This is a genomic window from Nisaea sp. (genome assembly GCF_040217065.1).
GTDB lineage: Bacteria > Pseudomonadota > Alphaproteobacteria > Thalassobaculales > Thalassobaculaceae > Nisaea.
In genome coordinates this window covers 74,609-96,733 of the sequence record NZ_JAVJNX010000011.1, presented here as the reverse complement: position 1 = coordinate 96,733, position 22,125 = coordinate 74,609, and the positions used below count along the sequence as shown (strand labels likewise).

Annotated in this window: 21 protein-coding genes; 5 read left to right on the top strand and 16 right to left on the bottom strand. The window is 63.2% G+C overall.

Features of this window, described 5'->3' with window-relative positions; genetic code table 11:
- Positions 1 to 44 precede the first annotated feature (44 nt).
- Positions 45 to 1,265: an MFS transporter gene (locus tag RH950_RS18680; protein ID WP_350059260.1), complete on the top strand. Its 1,221-nt coding sequence runs from the start codon at positions 45 to 47 to the stop codon at positions 1,263 to 1,265.
- Here RH950_RS18680 and RH950_RS18675 read toward each other — a convergent pair.
- The 16 genes from RH950_RS18675 to rpsF all read right to left on the bottom strand — a co-directional run bounded on the left by RH950_RS18675 (position 1,262) and on the right by rpsF (position 18,271).
- Entirely contained in the window at positions 1,262 to 2,440 is a 1,179-nt protein-coding gene (locus RH950_RS18675) for a BaiN/RdsA family NAD(P)/FAD-dependent oxidoreductase (RefSeq protein ID WP_350059259.1), read from the bottom strand. The two genes, RH950_RS18680 and RH950_RS18675, sit on opposite strands and share 4 nt — an antisense overlap.
- A gap of 16 nt (positions 2,441 to 2,456) precedes the next feature.
- Positions 2,457 to 4,937: a mechanosensitive ion channel family protein gene (locus RH950_RS18670; RefSeq protein ID WP_350059258.1), complete on the bottom strand. Its 2,481-nt coding sequence runs from the start codon at positions 4,935 to 4,937 to the stop codon at positions 2,457 to 2,459.
- 25 nt (positions 4,938 to 4,962) lie between these two features.
- Positions 4,963 to 5,955, bottom strand: a complete 993-nt coding sequence (locus RH950_RS18665) for a zinc transporter ZntB (RefSeq protein ID WP_350059257.1) — start codon at positions 5,953 to 5,955, stop codon at positions 4,963 to 4,965.
- 81 nt (positions 5,956 to 6,036) lie between these two features.
- Entirely contained in the window at positions 6,037 to 6,996 is a 960-nt protein-coding gene (locus tag RH950_RS18660; protein WP_350059256.1) for a glycerophosphodiester phosphodiesterase, read from the bottom strand.
- Complete coding sequence (locus RH950_RS18655; protein WP_350059255.1) at positions 6,974 to 7,678, bottom strand: SDR family NAD(P)-dependent oxidoreductase; 705 nt, start codon at positions 7,676 to 7,678, stop codon at positions 6,974 to 6,976. The genes RH950_RS18660 and RH950_RS18655 overlap by 23 nt, the downstream gene beginning before the upstream one ends.
- Positions 7,679 to 7,703: 25 nt before the next feature.
- Complete coding sequence (gene purF, locus RH950_RS18650; RefSeq protein ID WP_350059708.1) at positions 7,704 to 9,176, bottom strand: amidophosphoribosyltransferase; 1,473 nt, start codon at positions 9,174 to 9,176, stop codon at positions 7,704 to 7,706.
- 58 nt (positions 9,177 to 9,234) lie between these two features.
- A complete protein-coding gene (locus RH950_RS18645; RefSeq protein WP_350059254.1) occupies positions 9,235 to 9,903 on the bottom strand; it encodes a CvpA family protein in 669 nt (222 codons plus the stop codon).
- A gap of 3 nt (positions 9,904 to 9,906) precedes the next feature.
- On the bottom strand, positions 9,907 to 11,313 hold the full coding sequence (gene radA, locus RH950_RS18640) for a DNA repair protein RadA (RefSeq protein ID WP_350059253.1): 1,407 nt from the start codon (positions 11,311 to 11,313) through the stop codon (positions 9,907 to 9,909).
- Positions 11,314 to 11,327: 14 nt separating this feature from the next.
- Entirely contained in the window at positions 11,328 to 12,131 is an 804-nt protein-coding gene (locus tag RH950_RS18635) for an ABC transporter ATP-binding protein (RefSeq protein WP_350059252.1), read from the bottom strand.
- 16 nt (positions 12,132 to 12,147) lie between these two features.
- Entirely contained in the window at positions 12,148 to 12,921 is a 774-nt protein-coding gene (locus RH950_RS18630) for an MlaE family ABC transporter permease (protein WP_350059251.1), read from the bottom strand.
- Between the two features lie 46 nt (positions 12,922 to 12,967).
- A complete protein-coding gene (alr, locus tag RH950_RS18625) occupies positions 12,968 to 14,104 on the bottom strand; it encodes an alanine racemase (RefSeq protein ID WP_350059250.1) in 1,137 nt (378 codons plus the stop codon).
- Entirely contained in the window at positions 14,104 to 15,615 is a 1,512-nt protein-coding gene (locus RH950_RS18620; RefSeq protein WP_350059249.1) for a replicative DNA helicase, read from the bottom strand. Before RH950_RS18620 ends, alr begins: the two co-directional genes overlap by 1 nt.
- 215 nt (positions 15,616 to 15,830) lie before the next feature.
- Entirely contained in the window at positions 15,831 to 16,424 is a 594-nt protein-coding gene (rplI, locus tag RH950_RS18615) for a 50S ribosomal protein L9 (RefSeq protein WP_350059248.1), read from the bottom strand.
- 67 nt (positions 16,425 to 16,491) lie between these two features.
- Entirely contained in the window at positions 16,492 to 17,472 is a 981-nt protein-coding gene (locus RH950_RS18610) for a DUF2232 domain-containing protein (protein ID WP_350059247.1), read from the bottom strand.
- Between the two features lie 61 nt (positions 17,473 to 17,533).
- Positions 17,534 to 17,788, bottom strand: a complete 255-nt coding sequence (rpsR, locus tag RH950_RS18605) for a 30S ribosomal protein S18 (RefSeq protein WP_350059246.1) — start codon at positions 17,786 to 17,788, stop codon at positions 17,534 to 17,536.
- A 3-nt stretch (positions 17,789 to 17,791) separates the two neighbouring features.
- On the bottom strand, positions 17,792 to 18,271 hold the full coding sequence (gene rpsF, locus RH950_RS18600) for a 30S ribosomal protein S6 (RefSeq protein ID WP_350059245.1): 480 nt from the start codon (positions 18,269 to 18,271) through the stop codon (positions 17,792 to 17,794).
- Between the two features lie 304 nt (positions 18,272 to 18,575).
- Between rpsF and fabD the strand changes: the two genes are divergently transcribed.
- The 4 genes from fabD to fabF all read left to right on the top strand — a co-directional run bounded on the left by fabD (position 18,576) and on the right by fabF (position 22,122).
- Positions 18,576 to 19,523 carry an ACP S-malonyltransferase gene (gene fabD / locus RH950_RS18595; RefSeq protein ID WP_350059244.1) on the top strand — a complete coding sequence of 316 codons (948 nt, stop codon included), beginning with the start codon at positions 18,576 to 18,578 and terminating at the stop codon, positions 19,521 to 19,523.
- A 38-nt stretch (positions 19,524 to 19,561) separates the two neighbouring features.
- The gene (gene fabG / locus RH950_RS18590) at positions 19,562 to 20,302 is read left to right on the top strand and encodes a 3-oxoacyl-[acyl-carrier-protein] reductase (protein ID WP_350059243.1); all 741 of its coding nucleotides are present in this window, start codon (positions 19,562 to 19,564) and stop codon (positions 20,300 to 20,302) included.
- 245 nt (positions 20,303 to 20,547) lie between these two features.
- Positions 20,548 to 20,784 carry an acyl carrier protein gene (locus RH950_RS18585; RefSeq protein ID WP_028465581.1) on the top strand — a complete coding sequence of 79 codons (237 nt, stop codon included), beginning with the start codon at positions 20,548 to 20,550 and terminating at the stop codon, positions 20,782 to 20,784.
- Between the two features lie 72 nt (positions 20,785 to 20,856).
- Positions 20,857 to 22,122, top strand: coding sequence for a beta-ketoacyl-ACP synthase II (gene fabF, locus RH950_RS18580; protein WP_350059242.1), 1,266 nt, complete (start codon positions 20,857 to 20,859; stop codon positions 22,120 to 22,122).
- Positions 22,123 to 22,125 lie beyond the last annotated feature (3 nt).

Genomic DNA, 22,125 nt, shown 5'->3' with positions numbered 1-22,125 from the left:
GATCGCTCGCATCTGCCGACCTTGAATGGACAAAGCATATCAGTTTGTCATACTCGCCGCACCCGTACCGCTGGGCCATGCTGTTCGGCGTCTGGCTGATCTATTTCGCTTTTGGGCTGACGATCAGCGCGCTGGCCCCGATGGTCGGGCCGATCACCCGCGATCTCGGCCTCAGCCACGGCGCCATGGGGACCGTGCTCGGGGCCTGGCCCTTCATCTATATCGGCGCGGCGGTGCCCTGCGGCATCCTGCTGGACCGGATCGGCGCCCGCCGGGCCCTCTTCCTGGCGGCCTGCATCATGGCTGCGTCCGGCCTCAGCCGGGCCCTGGCCGTCGATCATCTTTCCCTGTTCCTTGCGGTCGGCATTTTCGGCTTCGGCGGGCCGCTGATTTCCATCGGTGCACCGAAGATCATCGCCGAATGGTTCGAGGGCAAGGAGCGCGGTTTCGCCATGGGCATCTACATCACCGGTCCGGCCATTGGCGGCATTCTCTCGCTGAGCCTGACCAACGCACTGGTGCTGCCGTTTCACGGTGGCGACTGGCGCATGGTGGTGACGGATTATGCCGCGATCACCGCGGCGGCCGGGCTGCTCTGGCTGCTGATCGCCCGGCATGCGGAGGCCCGCGCCCGCGAAGCCGCCGAGAAAGCCGCGCCGAAGCGGCCCCAGATGGAAATCTTCCGGGAACTGATGGCCAACCCGGTGGTCCGCGTCATCCTCGCCATGAGCGTCGGCATCTTCTTCTTCAATCACGGCACCAACAACTGGCTGCCGGAGATCCTGAAATCGACCGGGATGAGCGCCGTCGATGCAGGCTACTGGGCGGCGCTGCCGACCATGGTCGGTGTGCTCGGCTCCCTGACCATTCCGCGTCTGGCGACCCCGGAGCGGCGCGGCGCGATCCTCGGCGGCCTGTTCGTGCTTGCCGGCCTCTGCACCCTGCTGCTGCAGCTCGGCGAGGGCCCGGGATTGATCCCGGCGCTGATCTTCCAGGGGCTGGCGCGCGGCTCGATGATGACCATTGCCCTCCTGTTCCTGGTCGAGGCGCGCGGTGTGGGATCGAAGAATGCGGGGTCGGCCGGCGGGCTGTTCTTTTCAGCGGCGGAAATCGGCGGCGTCTCCGGTCCGGTCGCCATTGGGGTGATCCATGATGTGACCGGTGGCTTCACCGCAAGTCTCTGGGTGCTGACGGGCGTGTGCGCGCTGCTTCTGCTCGGGCTTGTGTTCGGAATCCAGAAGCCAGCGGCGAGGAGAGGTACTTAAACGGCCTGTCCGGCGCTCCAGCCGCTGGACCAGGCCCATTGGAAATTGTATCCGCCGAGCCAGCCTGTCACGTCCACGGCCTCACCGATGAAATAGAGGCCGGGCTGGTCTTTCACCTCCATGGTCTTCTGGTTGAGCGCGGCGGTGTCGATACCGCCCAGCGTGACTTCGGCCGTGCGGTAGCCTTCCGATCCGGAAGGTTTCACCCGCCAGCTGTTGACCCGCTCGCCGAGCTGGCGGAGCGCCTTGTCGCTGGTATCGCCGAGCGGACGTGCCATGCCTGCCTCCTCGGCGATGGCCGCGGCCAGACGTTTCGGCAGATGCTCTGACAGCGCCGTCTGGACGGCCTGTTTGCCATGCGATGCCTTGCCCGCGATCAGCCCGGCGGCGATGTCCGTTCCCGGCGCGAGGTTCACGGTGATTTCCCCGCCCTCTTTCCAGTAGGACGAGATCTGCAGGATGGAGGGGCCGCTGAGACCGCGATGGGTGAAAAGCAGCCCTTCGACAAAGCGGGTCTTGCCGGCGGCGACGACGGCATCGACGGAGATGCCCGAGAGGGGCTTGAGCCGGTCCAGCATGGCGTTATCGTAAGTGAGGGGCACCAGGCCCGGGCGGGTCTCTATCACCTTGATGCCGAACTGTTCCGCGACCGCGTATGCGAAACCGGTCGCCCCCATTTTCGGGATCGACTTGCCGCCGGTGGCGATGACCAGTGACGCGGCCTCAACCGGGCCGGAAGAGAGCGCGACGCGGAACACCTCTCCCTGCCGTTCGATACCGTCAACTTGCGTCGACAGTTCCATCCCGACACCAGCCTCACCGAGTTCCGTCAACAGCATGTCGATGATGGCTTTGGCCGAGCTGTCGCAGAACAGTTGGCCGAGCGTCTTCTCGTGGTAGGCGATGTTGTGCTTCTCGACGAGGGCGATGAAATCACGCTGTGTATAGCGCCGCAGTGCGGAAATGCAGAAGCGCGGGTTATCGGAGAGGAAGTTCTCCGGCGCGGTCCGCAGATTGGTGAAGTTGCAGCGGCCGCCGCCGGAGATGCGGATTTTCTCGCCCGGCGCCCCGGCATGATCGACAAGCAGCACCGAGCGGCCGCGCCTGCCGGCTCCGGCCGCGCACATCATGCCGGCGGCACCGGCGCCGATGATCAGACAATCGATCTTGCGCATGACGCGGCAGCCGGGCCTAGCCCGGCTTTTTCTCTGAGGGCGGCTTGCCGGATGGGGCCGTGCCGGCATCCGCGTCGTCGCTGTCAGGCCCGATCAGCTCTTCCTCTATTTCCCTGGCCTCTTCAGCCGCCTGTTCCCGCACTTCGACAAGCCGTCGCCGTTCAGCTTCCTGGGCGTTCTTCTCCGCGTTGCGGGCGGTTTCCGCATCGGCCATCTCCGGGTTGGCCGGCTCGAAATAATCCTTCGAGTCCGGATCGTCCTGGGTCGTCTCCTTGCCACTTGGCTGCGCCTTGGCCTGGGATACCAGGACATGGGCTGTCGGCGCACCGCCTTCCTTGTCCTCGCCGAAATAGAGCGTCTGGTGCGGGAACGGGATTTCAATGCCCTCGGCGTCGAACCGGCGCTTCACGCGGCGCAGGAATTCACGCCGGATAGACCATTGCCGACCGGGTTTGGTCTTCAGTCGGGTCCGGATATTGACGCTGGAATCGGCAAGATCCTGAACGCCGAAGACTTCGAACGGACCGTCGGCACCGTCCTTGAAGGCCTCATCCTCGGCAAGCTCGGTGCCGATCTCCTGCAGCAGTTTCATGACCTCGTCGGCATTCTCGCGATAGGCGACACCGACATCGACGACGGCGTAGGCATAGTCTTTCGTCAGGTTGGTGATGACGTCGACCGTACCGAACGGAATCGTGTGCACGTCGCCGCTCACATCGCGCAGGCGCAGGGTGCGGATGCTCAGGGCCTCGACCGTGCCGGCCTTGTCGCCGACATTGACATAGTCTCCGACGTTCAGTGTGTCCTCGATCAGCAGGAATATCCCCGAGATCACGTCTTTCACCAGGGACTGCGAGCCGAAACCGATGGCCAGACCGATAATGCTGGCACCGGCCAGCAGCGGTGTGATGTCGATGCCGATTTCCGACAGGATGACGAAGAGGGCGACCACGCTTGTGACAATGATGATTGCGCGCCGCAGCAACGGCAGCAGGGTGCGTTCGCGCCCGCTCAGGATGCCCGCGCTTTCCAGCACGAACAGGCGGCGTTCGACGAACAGGCTGACGATTTCCGAAATGGCCACCGCACCGCCGCCGACGACAATGATGGTCGCGATTGCCCGGATCAGCAGGCCGCCATTCTCCGACGCCAGGAAAGCGGAAAGCTGGACACCCCAGACTTCCATCAGGGCGCCGAACGCGACGAGGGAGATGAGGAAGCGCGCGCCGGCCAGGAGATGGGGAACATAGCGGTTCGCCCGCCGTTCCAGGGACGGGTAGCGGTCGGTCATCTCGTGCGAGATGGAGAAGGCATGGCGGCCGGCCGTGTCGACGGCGAGCCAGGCGAGCCGCCAGACGATGGCGATGGCGACCATGAAGGCGGCGATCTCGCCCAACCGCCGGAAACCGGCATCGCCCATGGACATCAGGATGACCAGACCGGCGGTCACGTAAGCAATGGCGATCAGGTGCCAGACGGCGGACAGGATGGACCAGAAGGTCTTGCTCGCGCCCGTCTTGTCCGTGCCAGCGATAGCCTGGGCGAAACCTGCCCGGTTCTGCAGGATGAAAGCCGTCAGCAGGGCCCACAGAGCGCCGTAGACGAGCTTTTCCAGGAACAGGAATGTGGTGACGGGCAGGCCGAGGATATAGACGCTCTGCAGGCCCAGAATGCCGTAAATCCCGGTTGCTAACACGCGGTTGGACCAGACACCGAGATAGGCGCTGGTTGCTTCGGTGAGGTCCAGGGAGCGGCTGACCAGCCCGGCCGGTTTCAGGAGGGTGCGCAACAGGGCAAGGCAGGCGAGGTGGGCGGCGACCGCGAAGACGAAGGCCCGCCCGGCGAGTTGGACATTGGTGCTGCTCACCGTCGTCAGGATGCCCTGGGTGATGATGAAGAACATCACCGCCCGGATACCGCGCAGCAACAGCAACGGGCCGGTGGCGGCAAGACTGCGCAGCAGCGTCCCCTCCATGACCCAGGCTTCCAGCCGGTCGATCGGGCGGCGTTGCAGCCTGCTGGTCAGGCGGACGGCCAGCAGGCCGAGAAGGACGATCCCGGCAATGATCGCGATCCACTCGCCGATCTGCAGCAAATTGTCCGGACCGGCGGCAAGGGCCGAAAGCGCAGGAATCAGGCTCTTCACGTCGGTCAGGGCGATCGCCGTGTCTGACAGCCTGCTGACAGCCTGCTGCAGAAAATTGCTGATCCCGGTCACCACGTCGGACATGGCGGAGGCGAGGTTTGTGGGGTCTTCGGCCTGCTCTTCCTCGGTCGCCGCCAGCAGGGTTTCCAGATCCTTTATCAGGGCGTCGCGTTTGCCCTCGTCCTTCAGGGTATCGAGCAATGACTGGAGCCGTTCCGGCCCGGCCATGGCCGGGCTGCCGGCGGCCGTGCTGTCGGACGTGTCCTGGGCTCTGACCTGCGCTGCGGTTCCCCCGAGGAGCACGAGCGCGACCGTCAGACAGGCAAGAATGGCCTTGATGCGAATTGGCATGAGTTTCAGGGTCCGGTCCTCTGGATTACTTGAACCATTTGAGCGTTCTGAGTGCCCAGACTTCCAGCCCGACAATCAGTACCATGATGATCGTGACCGCCCAGAATGCCCAGGCCGTGTCGGCTCCCGGCATGCCGGCGACATTGATCCCGAGCAGACCGGTCAGCAGGCCGATCGGCAGGCAGATGGCGGAGATGATCGACAGAATGTACAGGCGTCGGTTCAGCTCTTCGCTGCTGCGGTTCTGGATGGTGTCCTGGATCACCATGGCGCGTTCGCGGATTTCGTCCAGACTCTCGACATAGCGGATGACCCGGTCCGCCGCTTCGCTGAGCCCGCTCAGCGTCTGCCGCGAAAACCAGGATGGCGGGTCGGATGTCAGCTGCCGCAGGGCATCGCGCTGTGGCAGAATATAGCGTCTCAGAATGATGGTCCGGAGCCGCAATGTCTGGAGCTCGCGGGTTGGCTGGTTTGCATCGCTCGCGGTTTGTTCCTCGTCGACCAGATCGATGCGCTCCTCCAGATCGTCGATCACCGGCTCCATGCGCCGGAACAGGCGTTCGGCGAGTTGCACCAGCAGCTCGTCGGTATCCTCGGGGCGGTAGCCGTTCTGAATGGCGGCGAGGGTGTCCTGGACCGCCAGCAGGCGGCGCAGGCGGACCGTGATCATGAACCCGCGCTCGATCCAGATCCGCAGGCTGACCATGTCTTCGGGATTGGCGCCGGGGTTGAGATTCACGCCGCGCAGCACGATCAGCACGCCATTGTCGAATCGCTGCACCCGGGGCCGGGTCTCCTGGGCGATCAGGGCTGCGGCGGCGATGTCGGGAATGCCGGCCTGCTGCGTGATCCAGTTCCGGGACCGCTCCTCAAGCTGGCTCAGATGCAGCCAACAGAGACGGAACCCTTCGGGACGGCCGTCGGCCATGGCGTCCCAGCCAAGCGTTTGCGGCTCCGCTGCATCGCCGAGGCCGATACCGGCGATCAATCCGCCGTCGCTATCCGCTGCTGCATCCATCTGTCGCGTTCGTCCCTGTCGCGAAATCTCCGGACTCCAGTATAGGTGGGCGTCGCTGCCGGGCAATGCCGCTCTGCCGGATCAGAAACCGGCCGCCCGATCCGGATAATCCGTGATCAACCCGTCGACGCCGAGTCCGACGAGACGTGTCATGTCGTCGATTTCATTAACGGTCCAGACGATCACCTTGAGGCCCTCGGCATGGGCCGCCTGCACCGCCTCTTTCGTGACGTTGCGGTGAAAGGGCGACCAGATCGCACAGCCCGCAGCCTTGGCCGCTTTCTGGAGGGAGCCGCCGAAATCGTCCACGTCGAGCCCGCCGAGCCAGGGCGAGGCACCGTCCTTGCCCATTTCCGCCGAATCAAGCCATCGGGCCTCGGCCGTGAGGCAGGCGGTCGGGATGGCCGGATCGATCCGCTTGGCGGCGATCAGGGTGGACCAGTCAAAACTCTGCAGCGTAATCCTATCCGCGACACCGGCGTTTCGCGCGGTCTCGATCAGCAATTGGGCGAAGGCGTCCGGCCCGGGCGTCTCCCCGGGCTCAAGCGGCGAACGTTTGGTCTCGATATTGAAGCGGACCATCTTGTTTCCACGCGCCGCCACCATGGCGAAGAGGTCAGACAGCGCGGGCACCCGGGTGCCGTCGACCGGCACCTGATCGGGAAAGCGCTTTGCGTAGCGGCTGCCGGCACGAATCCGGCCGACGTCATATGCCGCGAGCTCCGCAGCCGTCAGTTTGTTCAGCGGGATCTTGCGGTCTATCCAGGCACCGTTCAGGCGGGTCCTGTCCGGCGAGAGGGCGCGGTCATGATGGATCACGGCAATGCCGTCCGCGGTCACCACAGTGTCCAGTTCCAGCACGTCGACACCCAGATCGAGGGCTTTCTCGAAAGCGGGTAGGGTATTTTCCGGAAGCAGGCCGCGGGCGCCACGATGACCCTGGATTTCAACCGCCGACGCCTGGCCGACGAGCCCGGCGACAAGGATGGCGGTGAGGCAGAAGCGATCGGTCAGGCGCTCAAGCATCGATGAGATCGCCATTGCGGCGGCACTCCGGCGCTGCAAGTTCAAGGAACAGGGGCACGAGATCTTCCGGCGGTTTGACCGATGCCTGATCCTCGCCCGGATAGGCGGTGGCCCGGAGATTGGTCCGGGTCGGGCCGGGATTCAGCAGGTTCGCGCGGATGTTGCTCCTGGCGTTCTCCGCCGCATAGCTGCGCACCATTGCTTCCAGCGCCGCCTTGCTGACGGCGTAGGCGCCCCAGAACGGCCGCTCGCCGTGGGCGGCATCGCAGGTGACGAAGATCGCCCGGCCTGCGTCCGACTGACGGAGCAGGGGGTCGAGACTGCGCACGAGGCGCTGGTTCGCCGTCAGATTGATCGCAATGACCTCTTCCCAGACCTTCGCTTCATACTGGTGCATCGGCATCAGCTTGCCGAGGATGCCGCCATTGGCCACCAGAATGTCGATCTTGCCGTAACGCTCGTGCAGCGCCGCACCGAGCCGGTCGATAGCGGCGAAGTCCTTCAGGTCCATTGGCACCAGACTGGCACTGCCGCCGGCGGCCGTGATCTCGTCATCCAGTTCCTCGAGCGCGCCGACGGTACGGGCAACAAGAACCACATGTGCGCCTTCGCGGGCGAAAGCCCTGGCCACGGCGGCGCCAATGCCGCGGGATGCGCCGGTGATCACCGCAATGCGGCCGTCGAGGATGCCGGTCATGGAACTCTCAGCAAATCTGGTTTGGTCAGGAAGCCTCGGCCAGCAGGGACAGCTGCCGGACGTTCGATCCGTCGTTCTGGTCGATCAGCGCAATCGGATAATCGCCGGTCAGGCAGGCATCGCAATATTGCGGGCTCTCATTGTTGCGCGCGGCTTCACCGACTGCCTGGTAAAGGCCGTCCTGGGAAATGAAGGCAAGGCTGTCGACGCCGATCAGTTCCGCCATTTCCGGGACGGTCATGCGCGCGGCGAGTAGTTTTTCCCGTTCCGGGGTGTCGACGCCATAGAAGCAGGAATGGGTCGTCGGCGGGCTGGCGATCCGCATATGGACTTCCTTGGCCCCTGCGGCCCGGACCATTTCGACGATCTTGGTCGAGGTGGTGCCGCGGACGATGGAATCGTCCACAAGAATGACGCGTTTGCCCTTAAGCTGGGCCGTGTTCGCATTGTGCTTCAGCTTCACGCCGAGATGGCGGACATGATCCGTCGGCTCGATGAAGGTCCGGCCGACATAGTGATTGCGGATGATGCCGAGATCGAAGGAAATACCGGCCGCCGCGGCATAGCCGATCGCTGCCGGGACGCCGGAATCCGGCACCGGGACGACAACATCGGCCTCGACATGGCTTTCCTTGGCCAGAACCGCGCCGATTTCCTTGCGGGCGTTATAGACGCTCTTGCCTTCCATCACGCTGTCGGGCCGGGCGAAATAAATATATTCGAAGATGCAGAAGCGGCTTGGCTTGTTGGCGAAGGGCTTCAGTGACTGCACACCTTGTTCCGTGATGACCACGACTTCGCCCGGTTCCACATCGCGCACGAAATCGGCGCCGATGATGTCGAGCGCGCAGGTCTCCGAGGCGAGGATATGAGCATCCCCGAGTTTGCCGAGCACCAGCGGGCGCACGCCGTATGGGTCACGGATACCGATCAGGGAATCCCGCGACAGGCAGACCAGGGAATAGGCACCGACGATTTTCTGCATGGCATCGACGACCCGGTCGATCACCGTGTGCTGCGGGCTGCGGGCGACCAGATGGATGATGGTCTCGGTGTCGGAGGTGGATTGGAACAGGCAGCCCTGGCGGACCAGGGAGTCGCGCAGGTCGATGGCGTTGGTCAGGTTGCCGTTGTGACAGAGCGCCATGCCGCCGAACTCAAAATCGGCGAACAGCGGCTGCACGTTGCGCAGGTTGGTGGCGCCGGTCGTGGCGTAGCGGTTATGCCCGATCGAGGCATGGCCCTTGAGCTGGCTGACCATTTTCGCAGACTCGTCGCCGAAATTCTCGCCGACATGACCGAGCGCACGGTGGGCGTGGAAATGCTCGCCGTCCCAGGAGACGATGCCGCATGATTCCTGGCCGCGATGCTGCAGGGAGTGCAGTCCAAGGGCGGTCAGCGCCGCCGCGTCCGGAGCGCCGAAGACGCCGAAGACGCCGCATTCCTCGTGGAGGTGATCGTCATCCCTGTCGGGGGATCGGTCCAACGGTTGTTTCATGTCCGTCACGGCGACATCCTCCTGCCGGTTGCTGTCCTTGGCACTTTCATCGAAAGCATCAATCCGTGCTCTCGATGACCTTTTCCAGTCCCCGGCGTTGTTCGGCAGTATACCCGTCGCCGTCCTTCGGCGCATCGGATTTTGCCGGCGGGCTGATCAGACGTTCGTAGAGCAATTGTTCTGTTTGCTTGCGGGCTTTCGCGCCGGCGGTGCCGGCGGCATTTCGAAGTTGCGGCCGCAATTTTGGCGGCACGAGGCTGACCAGGGTTTCCGCTCCCTGTTCGACCAGCGGCAGTGTGCGCGCCTCGGTTACCCATTGCGGATAGCCATCATCCTCGATCAACCAGTTCAGTCCGAGATAGAGCAAGCAAACCAGTACCGCACCGCGAGCGATCCCGAAAAGAAAGCCGAGAGACCGGTCGATGGCGCTGAGACCGCTGCCTTGTAACGCGGCTGCAACATAATGAGTGACCAGCGACATTACAATGACGGAGACGACGAAAACGGCGATACCGGCTGCCAGGTCCGCCATGTCGCCCCAGCCCAGCAGCTGACGCACATAGGGCGCGGCGACGGGGTAAAGATACAGGGCGGCGAAAAAGGCGGCGACCCAGGATCCGATCGACAATATCTCGCGGAAAAACCCGCGTGCAAACGCGAATATGCCCGAGATCAGAACCACGGCGATGATCGCGATGTCGGTCACATTGACCGGCAGGTTATCCATGGCTCACGCTTCTCCCGCTTTGCGGCCGATATTTGCCTCGTCCTGGAACATGGCGACCAGATCATGCAAATGCCGGATCGTGGCAAGAGAGAGGCTGGCATTGCGGGAGGCCTTCTTTTCCCCCGAGGCCCGGCGCGGCTCCGGCAGGATGGCCCGCTCGAAACCGAGTTTGGCTGCTTCTTTCAGGCGTGCCTCGGCATGGGCGACGGCGCGGATTTCGGCGGAGAGGCCGATCTCCCCGAACACCACCGAATTCGACGGTACCGGTTTGCCGGTCAGCGAGGAGAGCAGGGCGGCGGCAACGGCGAGGTCGGCCGCAGGCTCGCTGACCTTCAGCCCGCCGGCGACATTAAGAAACACGTCGCTGCCGGCGAGCACGACGCCGCAGCGTGCTTCCAGAACCGCCGTCACCATGGCCAGCCGTCCGGAATCCCAGCCGATCACGGCCCGGCGTGGCGTGCCGTAGGGTGAGGGGGCGACCAGGGCCTGGATCTCGACCAGCAGCGGCCGCGTGCCTTCCATGCCGGCGAAGACGCAGGCGCCGGAGACATTGTCCTGCCTGTCGCCGAGGAACAGGGCGGACGGGTTGCTGACTTCGGCAAGGCCGGTCTCGGTCATCTCGAAGACGCCGATCTCGTCGGTCGGCCCGAAACGGTTCTTCACACCCCGCAGGATACGGAACTGGTGACCGCGCTCGCCTTCGAAATAAAGCACCGTGTCGACCATGTGCTCCAGCACGCGGGGGCCGGCGATGGTGCCTTCCTTGGTCACGTGCCCGACCAGCAACAGCACGATGCCGCGCCGCTTGGCGACCCGGATCAGTTCCTGTGCCGAGGCCCGGACCTGGGAGACCGTCCCCGGAGCGCTGTCGATGGCATCCACATACATGGTCTGGATGGAATCGATGACCAGGACGTCAGGCGCATCCTCGCCGTCCATCGTGGTGACGATATCGCGCACGCTGGTGGCCGTCGCCAGTTGCACCGGCGCGCTGACGACGCCGAGACGCTGGGCGCGCATCCGCACCTGATCCAGGGCCTCTTCGCCGGAGACATAGGCACAGCGGCAGCTTTCGGAAAGTTTGGCTGTGACCTGCAGCAGCAGGGTGGATTTGCCAATGCCGGGATCGCCGCCGATCAGCACGACGGAGCCCGGAACCAGGCCGCCACCGGCGACCCGGTCGAACTCGGCGATGTTCGTGACCCGTCGCGGCGATTTCTTGGAGCTGCCGCCGAGACTGACGAAATCGATCTTCCGGCCCTTCGCGCCCCCGAGTCCCTTGGGGGCGGCATTCTCGACAACCTCTTCGATCAGGCTGTTCCAGGCGCCGCAGGCGTCGCATTTTCCGGCCCATTTGGGATGCACGCCGCCGCATTCCTGGCAGACGTAGCGGGCCTGGGTTTTCGCCATGACTCGCGTCCCGCTCAGGCTTGCCGTGCCAGCAGTTCAATCGGACCCTCTTCGAGGCCGTTGATGAACTGGTGCACATAGGGATTGCCGGAGCGGTCGATCTCTGTGGTCGGGCCCTGCCAGATGATCTTTCCGTCATAGAGCATGGCGATACGGTTTCCGATCCGGCGGGCGCTGTCCATGTCGTGGGTGATGGTGAGCGCGGTGATCTTGAACTCCTCGACGCATTTGACGATCAGCTCGTCGATGATGTCGCCCATGATCGGGTCGAGGCCGGTGGTCGGCTCATCGAAGAAGACCACGTCGGGGCGGGTGGCGATGGTGCGGGCGAGAGAGGCGCGCTTGCGCATGCCGACGGAGATCTCGCCCGGATACATGGCACCGACAGCCGGCTCGAGTCCGACCTGTGCCATGAAGTCGAGGGCGAGTTCGTGGGCCTGTTTGCGCGGCATGCCCTGTGCCTCGACCAGCCCGAAGGCGACATTGTCGAGCACCGTCAGCGAGTCGAAGAGCGCCCCCGCCTGAAACAGCAGCCCGAACCGGTTCATCATGCCATGGCGTTCGCTGGAAGACATCTTCAGTACATCGGCGCCGTCAATGGAAACCGAGCCGCCATCGGCATCCATCAGGCCGGTAATGGTCTTGATCAGCACCGACTTGCCGGTGCCGGATCCGCCGATCACCACAACCGACTCCGCATCGGCGATATCGAGGTCGAGGCCGCGCAGGACATGATTGGAGCCGAAAGATTTGCGGAGGTCGCGAATCCGGATCTTCGGAAGTGCCTCCATCGTTTCGGCCATCGCTTTTTCGGCCATTGCGCTTTCCTGCCGTCTAGCGGGCAAAGAAGAGTTCGGTGATGAGATAGTTCGAAATCAGGATCAGGATCGACGCCGAGACCACCGCGTTGGTCGTCGCCCGGCCGACGCCCTGGGCGCCGCGTCCGGAATGATAGCCATGATAGCAGCCCATGATGGCAATGATGAAGCCAAAGGCGGCCGCCTTCACCAGGCCCGACACAACATCCTGGGTTTCCAGGAAGTCGAAGGTACTTTTCAGGTACGTCCCGGCATTGAAGCCGAGCTTGTGGACGCCGACGAGATAGCCGCCGAACACGCCGATGACATCGCCGATCAGCACGAGAAAGGGAAGGCTTATGATGCCGGCGAGCACACGCGGAACGACGAGGTATTTGAAAGGGTTGGTCGACAGGGTCGTCAGTGCGTCGACCTGTTCGGTGACCCGCATGGTGCCGATTTCGGCGGCCATGGAGGCGCCGATCCGGCCGGCAACCATGAGACCCGCCAGGACCGGCCCGAGCTCGCGGGTCATGGAAAGCACGACGACGGTCGCGATCGCGCTTTCGGCATTGAAGCGGGCGAACCCGGTATAGCTCTGCAAGGCCAGAACCATGCCGGAGAAGAGCGTGGTCAGTCCGACGACCGGCAGGGAATAGTAGCCGATATCCACCAGCTGGCGGCCGAGCAGGCGCCAGTAGACAGGCGGGCGCACGCAGTGGCTGAGCGTGATGCCGGTGAACATCGCCAGACGCCCGGTGGCGGCGAGAAAGCCGAGAAAAGTGCGTCCGACAGCTGCGAGGAAATTCATGCGTGCGGGTTTCCTGCGTGGGACGCGGGCATTTCTGTTGGCATGATCAGGTCTCTGCGCTCCCCGCGTCAATGTAGCGTCGGGTATAGCGATGACCGAGACCTGTCAATATCTCATACCCGATTGTGCCGGCCGCATCGGCCGCGTCGTTCACCGTGAAGTGCGGTCCGAGGAGGTCGACAAACCCGCCGGGATGAATTTCGGCCCTGTCGACATCGCTGACATCGACGGCGAGCATATCCATCGAAACGCGTCCGACGACGGGCAGCCGACGGTCGCCGATATAGGCCGCACCGTGATTCGACAGAGAGCGCAGATAGCCGTCCGCGTATCCGGCGGCAACGGTGGCAACGCGTCCGTCCTTGCCCATCGTATAGGTGCCGCCATAACCAACCGTTTCGCCGGCGCGCACGGTACGGACCTGCAGGATGCGCGCTGCCAGCCGAACGACGGGAGCCATCGGGCTCGGCTCGCCGTCCTTCACGCGTCCGCCATAAAGGGCAAATCCCGGCCTGGCGAGATTGAAATGGTAGTCTGGTCCGAGAAAGATCCCGGCGGAATTGGCAAGACTGGCCTGCATTCTCTGTTGCAAGCGCGGCAACTGCTCCCGGAAACGGGCGAGCTGGATGGCATTGCACGGATTGCCCGGCTCGTCGGCGCTGGCGAGATGGGAAAGCGCATAAAGCCAATCGGGGCCGCCAAGCACATCCGGCTCGTCGGCAATCCATTTCATATCCTCTGCTGTCAGACCGAGCCGGCTCATCCCGGTGTCGATATGCAGCATGGCGGGCAGGGCCCGGTCAGCCCGGGCGCACATCCGCCGGATCCGGGCGATCTGCTCCAGATCGTTGATCACCGGGATCAGGCCGAATTCCGGAAACACGTCTTCCGTACCATCCAGCAGACCGTTCAGGATGGCGATGCGGGCACGCGGAAGAATCTCCCGGAGGGCAATACCTTCATCGATCGTGGCGACGAAGAAGGTCCGGCACCCTGCATCGAACAATGTCGGGCCGACCCGTTCGACGCCGATTCCATAGGCATCGGCCTTTACCGCCGCGCCACATTCGACACCGCCGAGACGCGCTTTCAGATCGTGGTAGTTCCGTCTGATCGCACCAAGATCCACCACAAGTTCCGACGCGGCGACGGCGCCGTTGACCGACGGCGGTGTGTCGAGCATTAGAAACCGTCCGGAATATGATCTGGAGCGATGTAATTGGAGAAGCGTGTCGTCGCGCCTTCGAAGTGCAGCGTGACCGTGCCGGTCGGACCGTGCCGCTGCTTGCCGATAATGACTTCGGCCTTGCCGTAGGAGCTCTCGCAGCGTTCTTTCCACTGGTCATGCCGGTCGTGGAACTTTTCGTCGGATTCCTCGATGCGCTGGGCCGGTTCGCCCTTTTCCAGATAATATTGTTCGCGGAACACGAACATGACCACGTCGGCGTCCTGCTCGATCGACCCGGATTCGCGAAGGTCGGCGAGCACGGGACGCTTGTCGTCGCGTTGCTCGACCGCACGGGAAAGCTGGGACAGGGCGATCACGGGAACGTCCAGCTCCTTGGCGACCGCCTTCAGGCCCTGGGTGATCATGGAAATCTCCTGCACCCGGTTGTCGGCGCGCACGCCGGCGGAGGGGCGCATGAGCTGCAGGTAATCGACCACGATCAGCGACAGGCCCTGCTGGCGCTTCAGGCGCCGGGCACGGGCCCGCATTGTTGCAATGGTGATGGCCGGGGTGTCGTCGATATAAAGCGGTGCGCGTTCCAGGTTCTGGCTGGCAGCGACCAGTTTCTGGAAATCCTCGGTGGTCAGCTCGCCGCGCCGGATATGCTCCGAGGAGATCTCGGTCTGCTCGGCAAGGATACGCGTGGCGAGCTGCTCGGCGGACATTTCCAGGGAGAAGAAGGCGACGACCTGCCGCTCCAGCTCGGGGTCCTTCAGGGATGCCGTGGCGACATGGAAGGCGATGTTCGTGGCCAGCGCCGTTTTACCCATCGCAGGCCGTCCGGCCAGGATGAGCAGGTCCGACGGGTGCAGGCCCCCGAGCTTGGCGTCGAGGTCCGTCAGGCCGGATGACACACCGGCGAGGCCGCCGTCGCGCTTGAAGGCTTCCTCGGCCATCCGCACGGAGTTCGTCAGAGCCAGCCCGAATTCCTGGAAGCCGCCCTGGCTGGAGCCGCGTTCGGCAAGGCCGAAGAGCTTCGACTCCGCCGCTTCGATCTGTTCCGTCGCGGGCAGTTCCAGATCGTGCTGATAGGCCTCGTTGACGATCTCGCCGCCGAGATCGATCAACTCGCGCCGCAGGAAGGTATCGTAAATCGCCTGGCCATAGTCATCGGCATTGATGACCGTGACGACGGAAGCGGCGAGGCGGATGAGATACTGGGCGCCACCGGCCTCCTGCAGGGCCTCGTCCTGATCGAACAGGGATTTCAGCGTTACCGGATTGGCGATCTGCCCCTTTTCGATGAGCCGTCCGCAGGCCGCGAAGATCCGGCCATGAACCGGATCGGCGAAATGGTCGGGCGCGAGATATTCACTGACCCGCTCATAGGCGCGGTTATTCACCAGAACGGCGCCAAGCAGGCCCTGTTCGGCTTCAATGTTATGGGGCGGCTCTCGATACTCGCTGGTTTGCGGTTCGACGCGAGGGAGCGCGGTAATGGTGGTCAAGGATTCTGGATTAGACATTGATTACACATACCAAGAAGGGCTGTGGACGTCTTCCGCAATCTTATCCCCAAGGTGTGAAATATCAAAGGGTTAAGCCTGTGGATAAGGCAGGATAATGGGGGTAAGTCCTGTCGAGGGCCCACCTTTCAATGGCTTGCAGCTGTGAAAAAGAAAACGGCCGCCCCAGGGGACGGCCGTTTCGGAAAATGCTTGATGCCGCAGAATCGGGAGGATCAGGCCTCTTCGGTCTTTTCTTCCTCAGCAGCCTCTTCGGCAACCTCTTCGGTCACTTCGGCGACGGCCTGGACTTCATCCTCGTCGTCATACTCGTTCTCTTCGCTTCCGACAGCGCGGCCGAGAATTTTCTGCTGCTCGGCTTCATCCGCACTGCGGGCGATGTTCGCGGTGATGTTGACCGAAACTTCCGGGTGCAGCAGGACGCGGATTTCCTCGAGGCCGAGGGTCTTCAGCGCGCGGTCGAGGATGATCTGGCGCTTGCTGACGGTGACGCCAGCCGCAGTCACGGCCTCGGCAATGTCCCGCGAGGTGACAGAACCGTAGAGCTGACCACTGTCGCCGGCGGCACGGATGATCGGAACCACCAGGCCTTCGAGTTTCTTGGCGACCTGCTCGGCTTCCGCCTTGCGCTCGAGGTTTTCCGCTTCGAGCTGGGCGCGCTGGCCGTCGAAGTGGGACAGGTTGCTCTTGTTGGCCCGAAGAGCCTTGCCCTGCGGCAGCAGGAAGTTGCGGGCGAAGCCCGGCTTTACAGTCACGACGTCGCCCATCTGGCCGAGACGTTCGATACGCTCCAGAAGAATGACTTCCATTTTTCTTACTCCTTTGAGGCCGAAGCCGTTGCCGCGTTGCCGCGGTGCAGGCCGGTTCCGGCCAGGGTCACGTTGATTTCGAATTCCGTGCGATCCGGCCCTTCAGATCCGCCCAGTGATCGACCAGCCCCGCGAAAACCAGCAGGATCCAGACGAATTGCAGGACGGGTAACAGAAAGGACAGGATCATCAGCGCGTAGGTCACGTGCAGAAGCCAGCGCTTGCCGCTCAGTCCGAAGGCGAGGGCATGCACCAACCCAAGTCCGGAGAGGAAGAACGGAAGACACAGAATCGGCACCGCGTTCCATCCGAGATATCCAAGCGTGCCGTCCGTCAGCGCTGCCAGCAGAGCCGCAGCGGCGAGCGGGAAGGGCGCCCAGTTCGGCAGACGGATGTCCCGCATGTCGGGCGACGGCCTGAGATTGGCGTCGAAGCGTGCGAGCACCCCCTGCGCCAACAGGCCATTGACGAGGATCATCGCTGCCCATTGCAACCCGGCAACGCCGGGAAACACAGCGATGGTCAACTCCCGGGCAGCGGCAAGCTGTTCCGGAGGCAGAGCCAGTGATCCTTCGAAGGCTGTTCCCATAGTCTCGAACAGCGCCTCGACTTCCATCCTGACGATGGCTTCGAGACCGGGTCCCTGCAGGCCGGTGACCACAATGGCTGTCAGCAACCCCGCAGCGGGGAGCGCCGTCAGCCACATGACCAACATACCGGCAGGAAACCATTCGAGATCCGTGTTCTTCGGATCGTCGTTCAGCGGACGTGCCAGCATTGCCTGCCGTGAAAGCAGGATTGCGGGCAGGCCGCAGAAGACCAGAAAGAACAGGGCGGCCAGTGCATTGGCGGCGAGCATGACAATTGCGCTCGCTGCCAGGGCGGCGACCATGGCCGCTTGCCACCCGCGCCCGAAGGCGAGGGCGAACAATGGAAGCGGAGACAGAAACGCAAGCAGAATCGCCCCAAGCGATCCGAGGATCGTGGAGAGATACATGAGCGCGCCTGCGATTGCCGCCGCTCCAATGGGAAACCACCTGGACCACATCTTGCCTCGTCAAGCCCGCAATGCGGGCATTGGCGTTAATCCCGTTCGCTGGGCACGCTCGTTAGCTGAGCACGTAAGGCAGCAGAGCCATGAAGCGGGCGCGCTTGATGGCTTTCGCCAGCTCGCGCTGCTTCTTGGCCGAAACGGCCGTGATGCGGCTCGGAACGATCTTGCCGCGTTCGGACAGGAAACGCTGCAGCAGCTTGATGTCCTTGTAGTCGATCGTCGGCGCGTGCTGGCCGGCGAACGGGCAGGATTTGCGGCGGCGCATGAACGGCTTGCGAACAGCGGCGCGGGAAATCGTAAGAGTGCTCATGGATCAGTCTCCCTGGGCTTCGCTGATGGACTCGCGCTCGGCGCGTTCCGGACGATCGCTGCGTTCCGGACGGTCGCCCCGTTCCGGGCGGTCACCGCGTTCGAAACGGTCGCGTCCGCCACCCGGGCGGCCACCGCGGCCACCACGGTCGCTGCGTTCGGACTTGGCAAGAACGATTGCAGACGGGCCTTCCGGCAGCTCTTCCAGACGCAGGGTGATGTAACGCAGCACGTCTTCATTCAGACGCATCAGACGTTCCATCTCCTTGATGGCGTCGGCCGGGGCATCCATGTGCAACATCACATAGTGGCCCTTGCGGTTCTTCTTGATCTTGTACGACAGGGAGCGGAGACCCCAGAATTCGGTGTTCTTGATCTCGCCACCCATGTTGGTGATGATCTCGGAGAATTCGGTTGTCAGCTGCTCGGCTTGCGCAGTCGAGATGTCTTGGCGTGCGATAAACACGCTCTCATAGAGAGGCATTTGTGCTCCTTACGGATAATCAGAACGTTCCTCATGGAACGCTGCTAAGCCGGCACAAACCGGCAAGGAGTTATGTAAAAATCCCGCCCCGGCACGTCGTGCCTTAGCGCGAGACCGGCGGAATATACACAAATCCGCAGCGGGTGCAACGTCTACAGTCGGTTCCGCTTGACACAGCTTTGGCGGGTCGTTCTCTTTGGCGCCGCTAATAAGATGGTGCTTTCTCGTCACCAGTCATCCCCCGATCGGGGGCCGGGCCGTGAGCGAGGGTGTTGAAACGCCGCGAAAAACAAGGATCTCACATATGACGACGGTTCGCGCATTTACCTTTCCGGGTCAGGGCTCCCAGACGGTCGGCATGGGCAAGGCGCTTGCCGATGCTTATGGCGAGGCCCGCGCCGTATTTGAACAGGTTGACGAGGCTCTGGGCGAGTCCCTGTCCCGGCTCATGTTTGATGGTCCGGAAGAGGAACTGGTCCTGACCCGCAATGCACAGCCGGCTCTCATGGCCGTCAGTCTCGCCGTCGTGCGCGTTCTGGAGGCCGAAAGCGGTAAGTCGATCAGCGATCTGGCCAGTTACGTGGCCGGCCATTCCCTGGGTGAATATTCCGCGCTTGCCGCGGCCCGCGCCCTGGACATTGCGGATGCGGCAAAACTGCTCCGGCTTCGTGGGGACGCCATGCAGTCCGCGGTTCCGGTCGGCGAGGGTGCGATGGCGGCATTGCTCGGCGTCTCGCTCGAGACGGCGCGCGAGATCGCGGCTGAAGGACGTGCCGCCGGCGTCTGTGATATCGCGAATGACAATGCCGACGGACAGGTCGTGATCAGCGGCGCCAGGGCGGCGGTCGAACGCGCTGTCGCGGCGGCGGCGGACAAGGGGGCGCGAAAGAGCATCATGCTGCCTGTCAGCGCGCCCTTCCATTGCGGACTGATGGCCCCGGCAGCCGATGCCATGGCCTCGGCCCTGGCGATCACGGACCTGCGCGAGCCGGTCGTCCCGCTGGTGGCGAACGTGCTGGCGGACAAGCTCGAGGATCCGAGCGCGATCCGCATCCGCCTGGTCGAACAGGTAACCGGGATGGTGCGCTGGCGCGAATCTGTGCTGTGGATGGCGGCGCATGGGGTTACCGATATCGTCGAACTCGGTACCGGAAAAGTGCTGACCGGTATGGCCAAGCGGATTGATCGCTCGCTCAAGGGCAGTGCCGTCGGCACACCGGAAGAGATCGCGGCATTTCTTGAAAGCCTCTAAGATCCAATCGGCCCTGATGTGGGCGAGGGAGAAGTCATATGTTTCGTCTGGATGGAAAATCAGCCCTGGTGACCGGGGCGAGCGGCGGCATCGGCAGTGCCATTGCCAAGGCTTTGCACGCGCAGGGGGCCGAAGTCGTCCTGTCCGGCACACGTGAGGAGGCGCTGCAGGCTCTCGCGGGCGTGTTGGGTGAACGCGCCCACGTCGTCACCGCCAATCTCGCCGATGCCGACTCGATCGCCGCGCTCGCCAAGACCGCGGAAGAAATCGCCGACGGCGGAATCGACATCCTGATCAACAATGCGGGAGTGACCCGTGACGGTCTGATGATGCGGATGAAAGACGAGGACTGGGAGAGCGTGCTGAACGTCAACCTGACCTCCGGCTTTCGCCTGTCCCGCGCCCTGATGCGCGGCATGATGAAACGGCGTTGGGGCCGGATCGTCGGGATTTCCTCCATCGTCGGCGCGACCGGCAATCCGGGGCAGGCGAACTATGCCGCCTCCAAGGCGGGCATGGTGGGCTTTACCAAGTCCCTGGCCCAGGAAATCGCCAACCGCGGGATCACCGCGAATGTCGTGGCGCCCGGCTTCATCAAGACTGCAATGACCGATGCGCTGGACGAGGCGCAGCATGAAAAGCTGCTGACTGCGGTACCTGCCGGCCGGCTCGGCACGCCGGAAGATATTGCCGCTTCGGTGGTCTATCTCGCATCCGAGGAAGCGGCCTATGTGACCGGTGCCACCATTCATGTGAATGGCGGTATGGCGATGCTATAGGTCCCGTGGACCGGTCCGGGGTTGCCGATTCGGCTGTCCCTGGCGGGGTTCGCAGGGCCGGTGTCTGGTGTTTCTGATGCTAGGCAAGTAAAAAAAAGTGTGGTATCCCGCCGCCGCTTACAGACGTGCTGCCAAACTTTTTCGAACTCCATAACGAAACGCTGGTTTCATGGGGTATATTGAGGTCGGTGAACGCAGTCGTTTCGCTGACAAACCGTTGAGCTTAAGATTCGAGGAATACAAAAATGAGTGACGTCGCCGCTAGCGTGAAGAAGATCGTGGTCGAACATCTCGGCGTTGATGAGGCCAAAGTGGTCGATTCCGCGAGCTTCATCGACGACCTCGGGGCCGACAGCCTCGACACGGTTGAACTTGTCATGGCGTTCGAAGAAGAATTTGGCGTCGAGATTCCGGACGATGCCGCCGAGAAGATTCTGACCGTGAAGGACGCGATTTCCTTCATCGAGGAATCCTCCAAGTAATTTAGCCGACGAATGCCCTCGGGCGGAGTCGTCCGCCCGGGGTCCCGTTTGCAGTCTGGAAAAGTGCAAGGCATGAGACGTGTCGTAATCACCGGCCTCGGTCTGGTTACGCCCCTCGGCGATGGGGTCGAACATAACTGGTCCAGGCTCCTGAACAGCGAGTCCGGTATCGGGGGCATAGATACTTTCGACGTTTCCGATCTTCCGGCCAAGATCGCCGGTATCGTCAGGGAAGGCGAAGGTGGAGGCGGTCTTTTCAATCCGTCCGCCTATATGGAGCCGAAGGAACAGCGCAAGGTCGACCGTTTCATCCTTCTCGGCGTGGCGGCTGCCGATCAGGCGGTGCGCGATTCCGGATGGATGCCGGAGGATGAGGAAAGCCAGGATCGTACCGGCGTTCTCATCGGCTCCGGCATTGGCGGTCTGAGCAGCATCGCCGAGACCGAGGACCTGATTAAGGAGCGCGGCCCGCGCCGTATCAGCCCGTTCTTCATTCCGGCGGCACTGATCAATCTCATTTCCGGTCATGTTTCCATCCGCTTCAAGTTCCGCGGTCCGAACCACGCGGTCGTCACGGCCTGCGCGACCGGCGCCCATGCGATCGGCGACGCCGCGCGGCTGATCATGCTGGATGATGCGGATGTCATGGTGGCGGGCGGCTCCGAAGCGGCTGTCAGCCGGCTCGGCATTGCCGGCTTTGCCGCGGCCCGCGCATTGTCGACCAATTTCAACGATGCCCCCGAGACGGCGTCCCGTCCGTGGGACGACGGCCGGGACGGCTTCGTCATGGGCGAAGGTGGCGGCTGCGTCGTTCTTGAAGAATACGAGCATGCCAAACGCCGCGGCGCCAAGATCTACGCCGAAGTAACAGGCTATGGTCTTTCCGGTGACGCCAATCACATCACGGCCCCGGCCGCCGACGGCAATGGCGGTTTCCGCGCGATGAAGGCCGCTCTGAAGCGGGCCAATCTGGCGACCGACCAGATCGATTACATCAACGCGCACGGCACCTCCACGCCGCTTGGCGACATGATCGAGCTTGGTGCCGTGAAGCGCCTGATGGGCGACGATCTGGGCGGTGCGTCCATGTCGTCGACCAAATCTGCCATTGGGCATCTGCTCGGCGCGGCGGGTGCGGTTGAAGCCATTTATTCGGTGCTGGCGATCCGCGACAGCATGATACCGCCGACGCTCAATCTCGAGAATCCGTCCGAGAATGTCGGGCCGGTCGATCTCGTGCCGCTCAAGGCGAAGGAACGCAAGGTGAAGCATGCGCTTTCCAATTCCTTCGGGTTCGGCGGCACCAACGCGTCCCTGATTTTCTCCGCCGTGGATTAACGC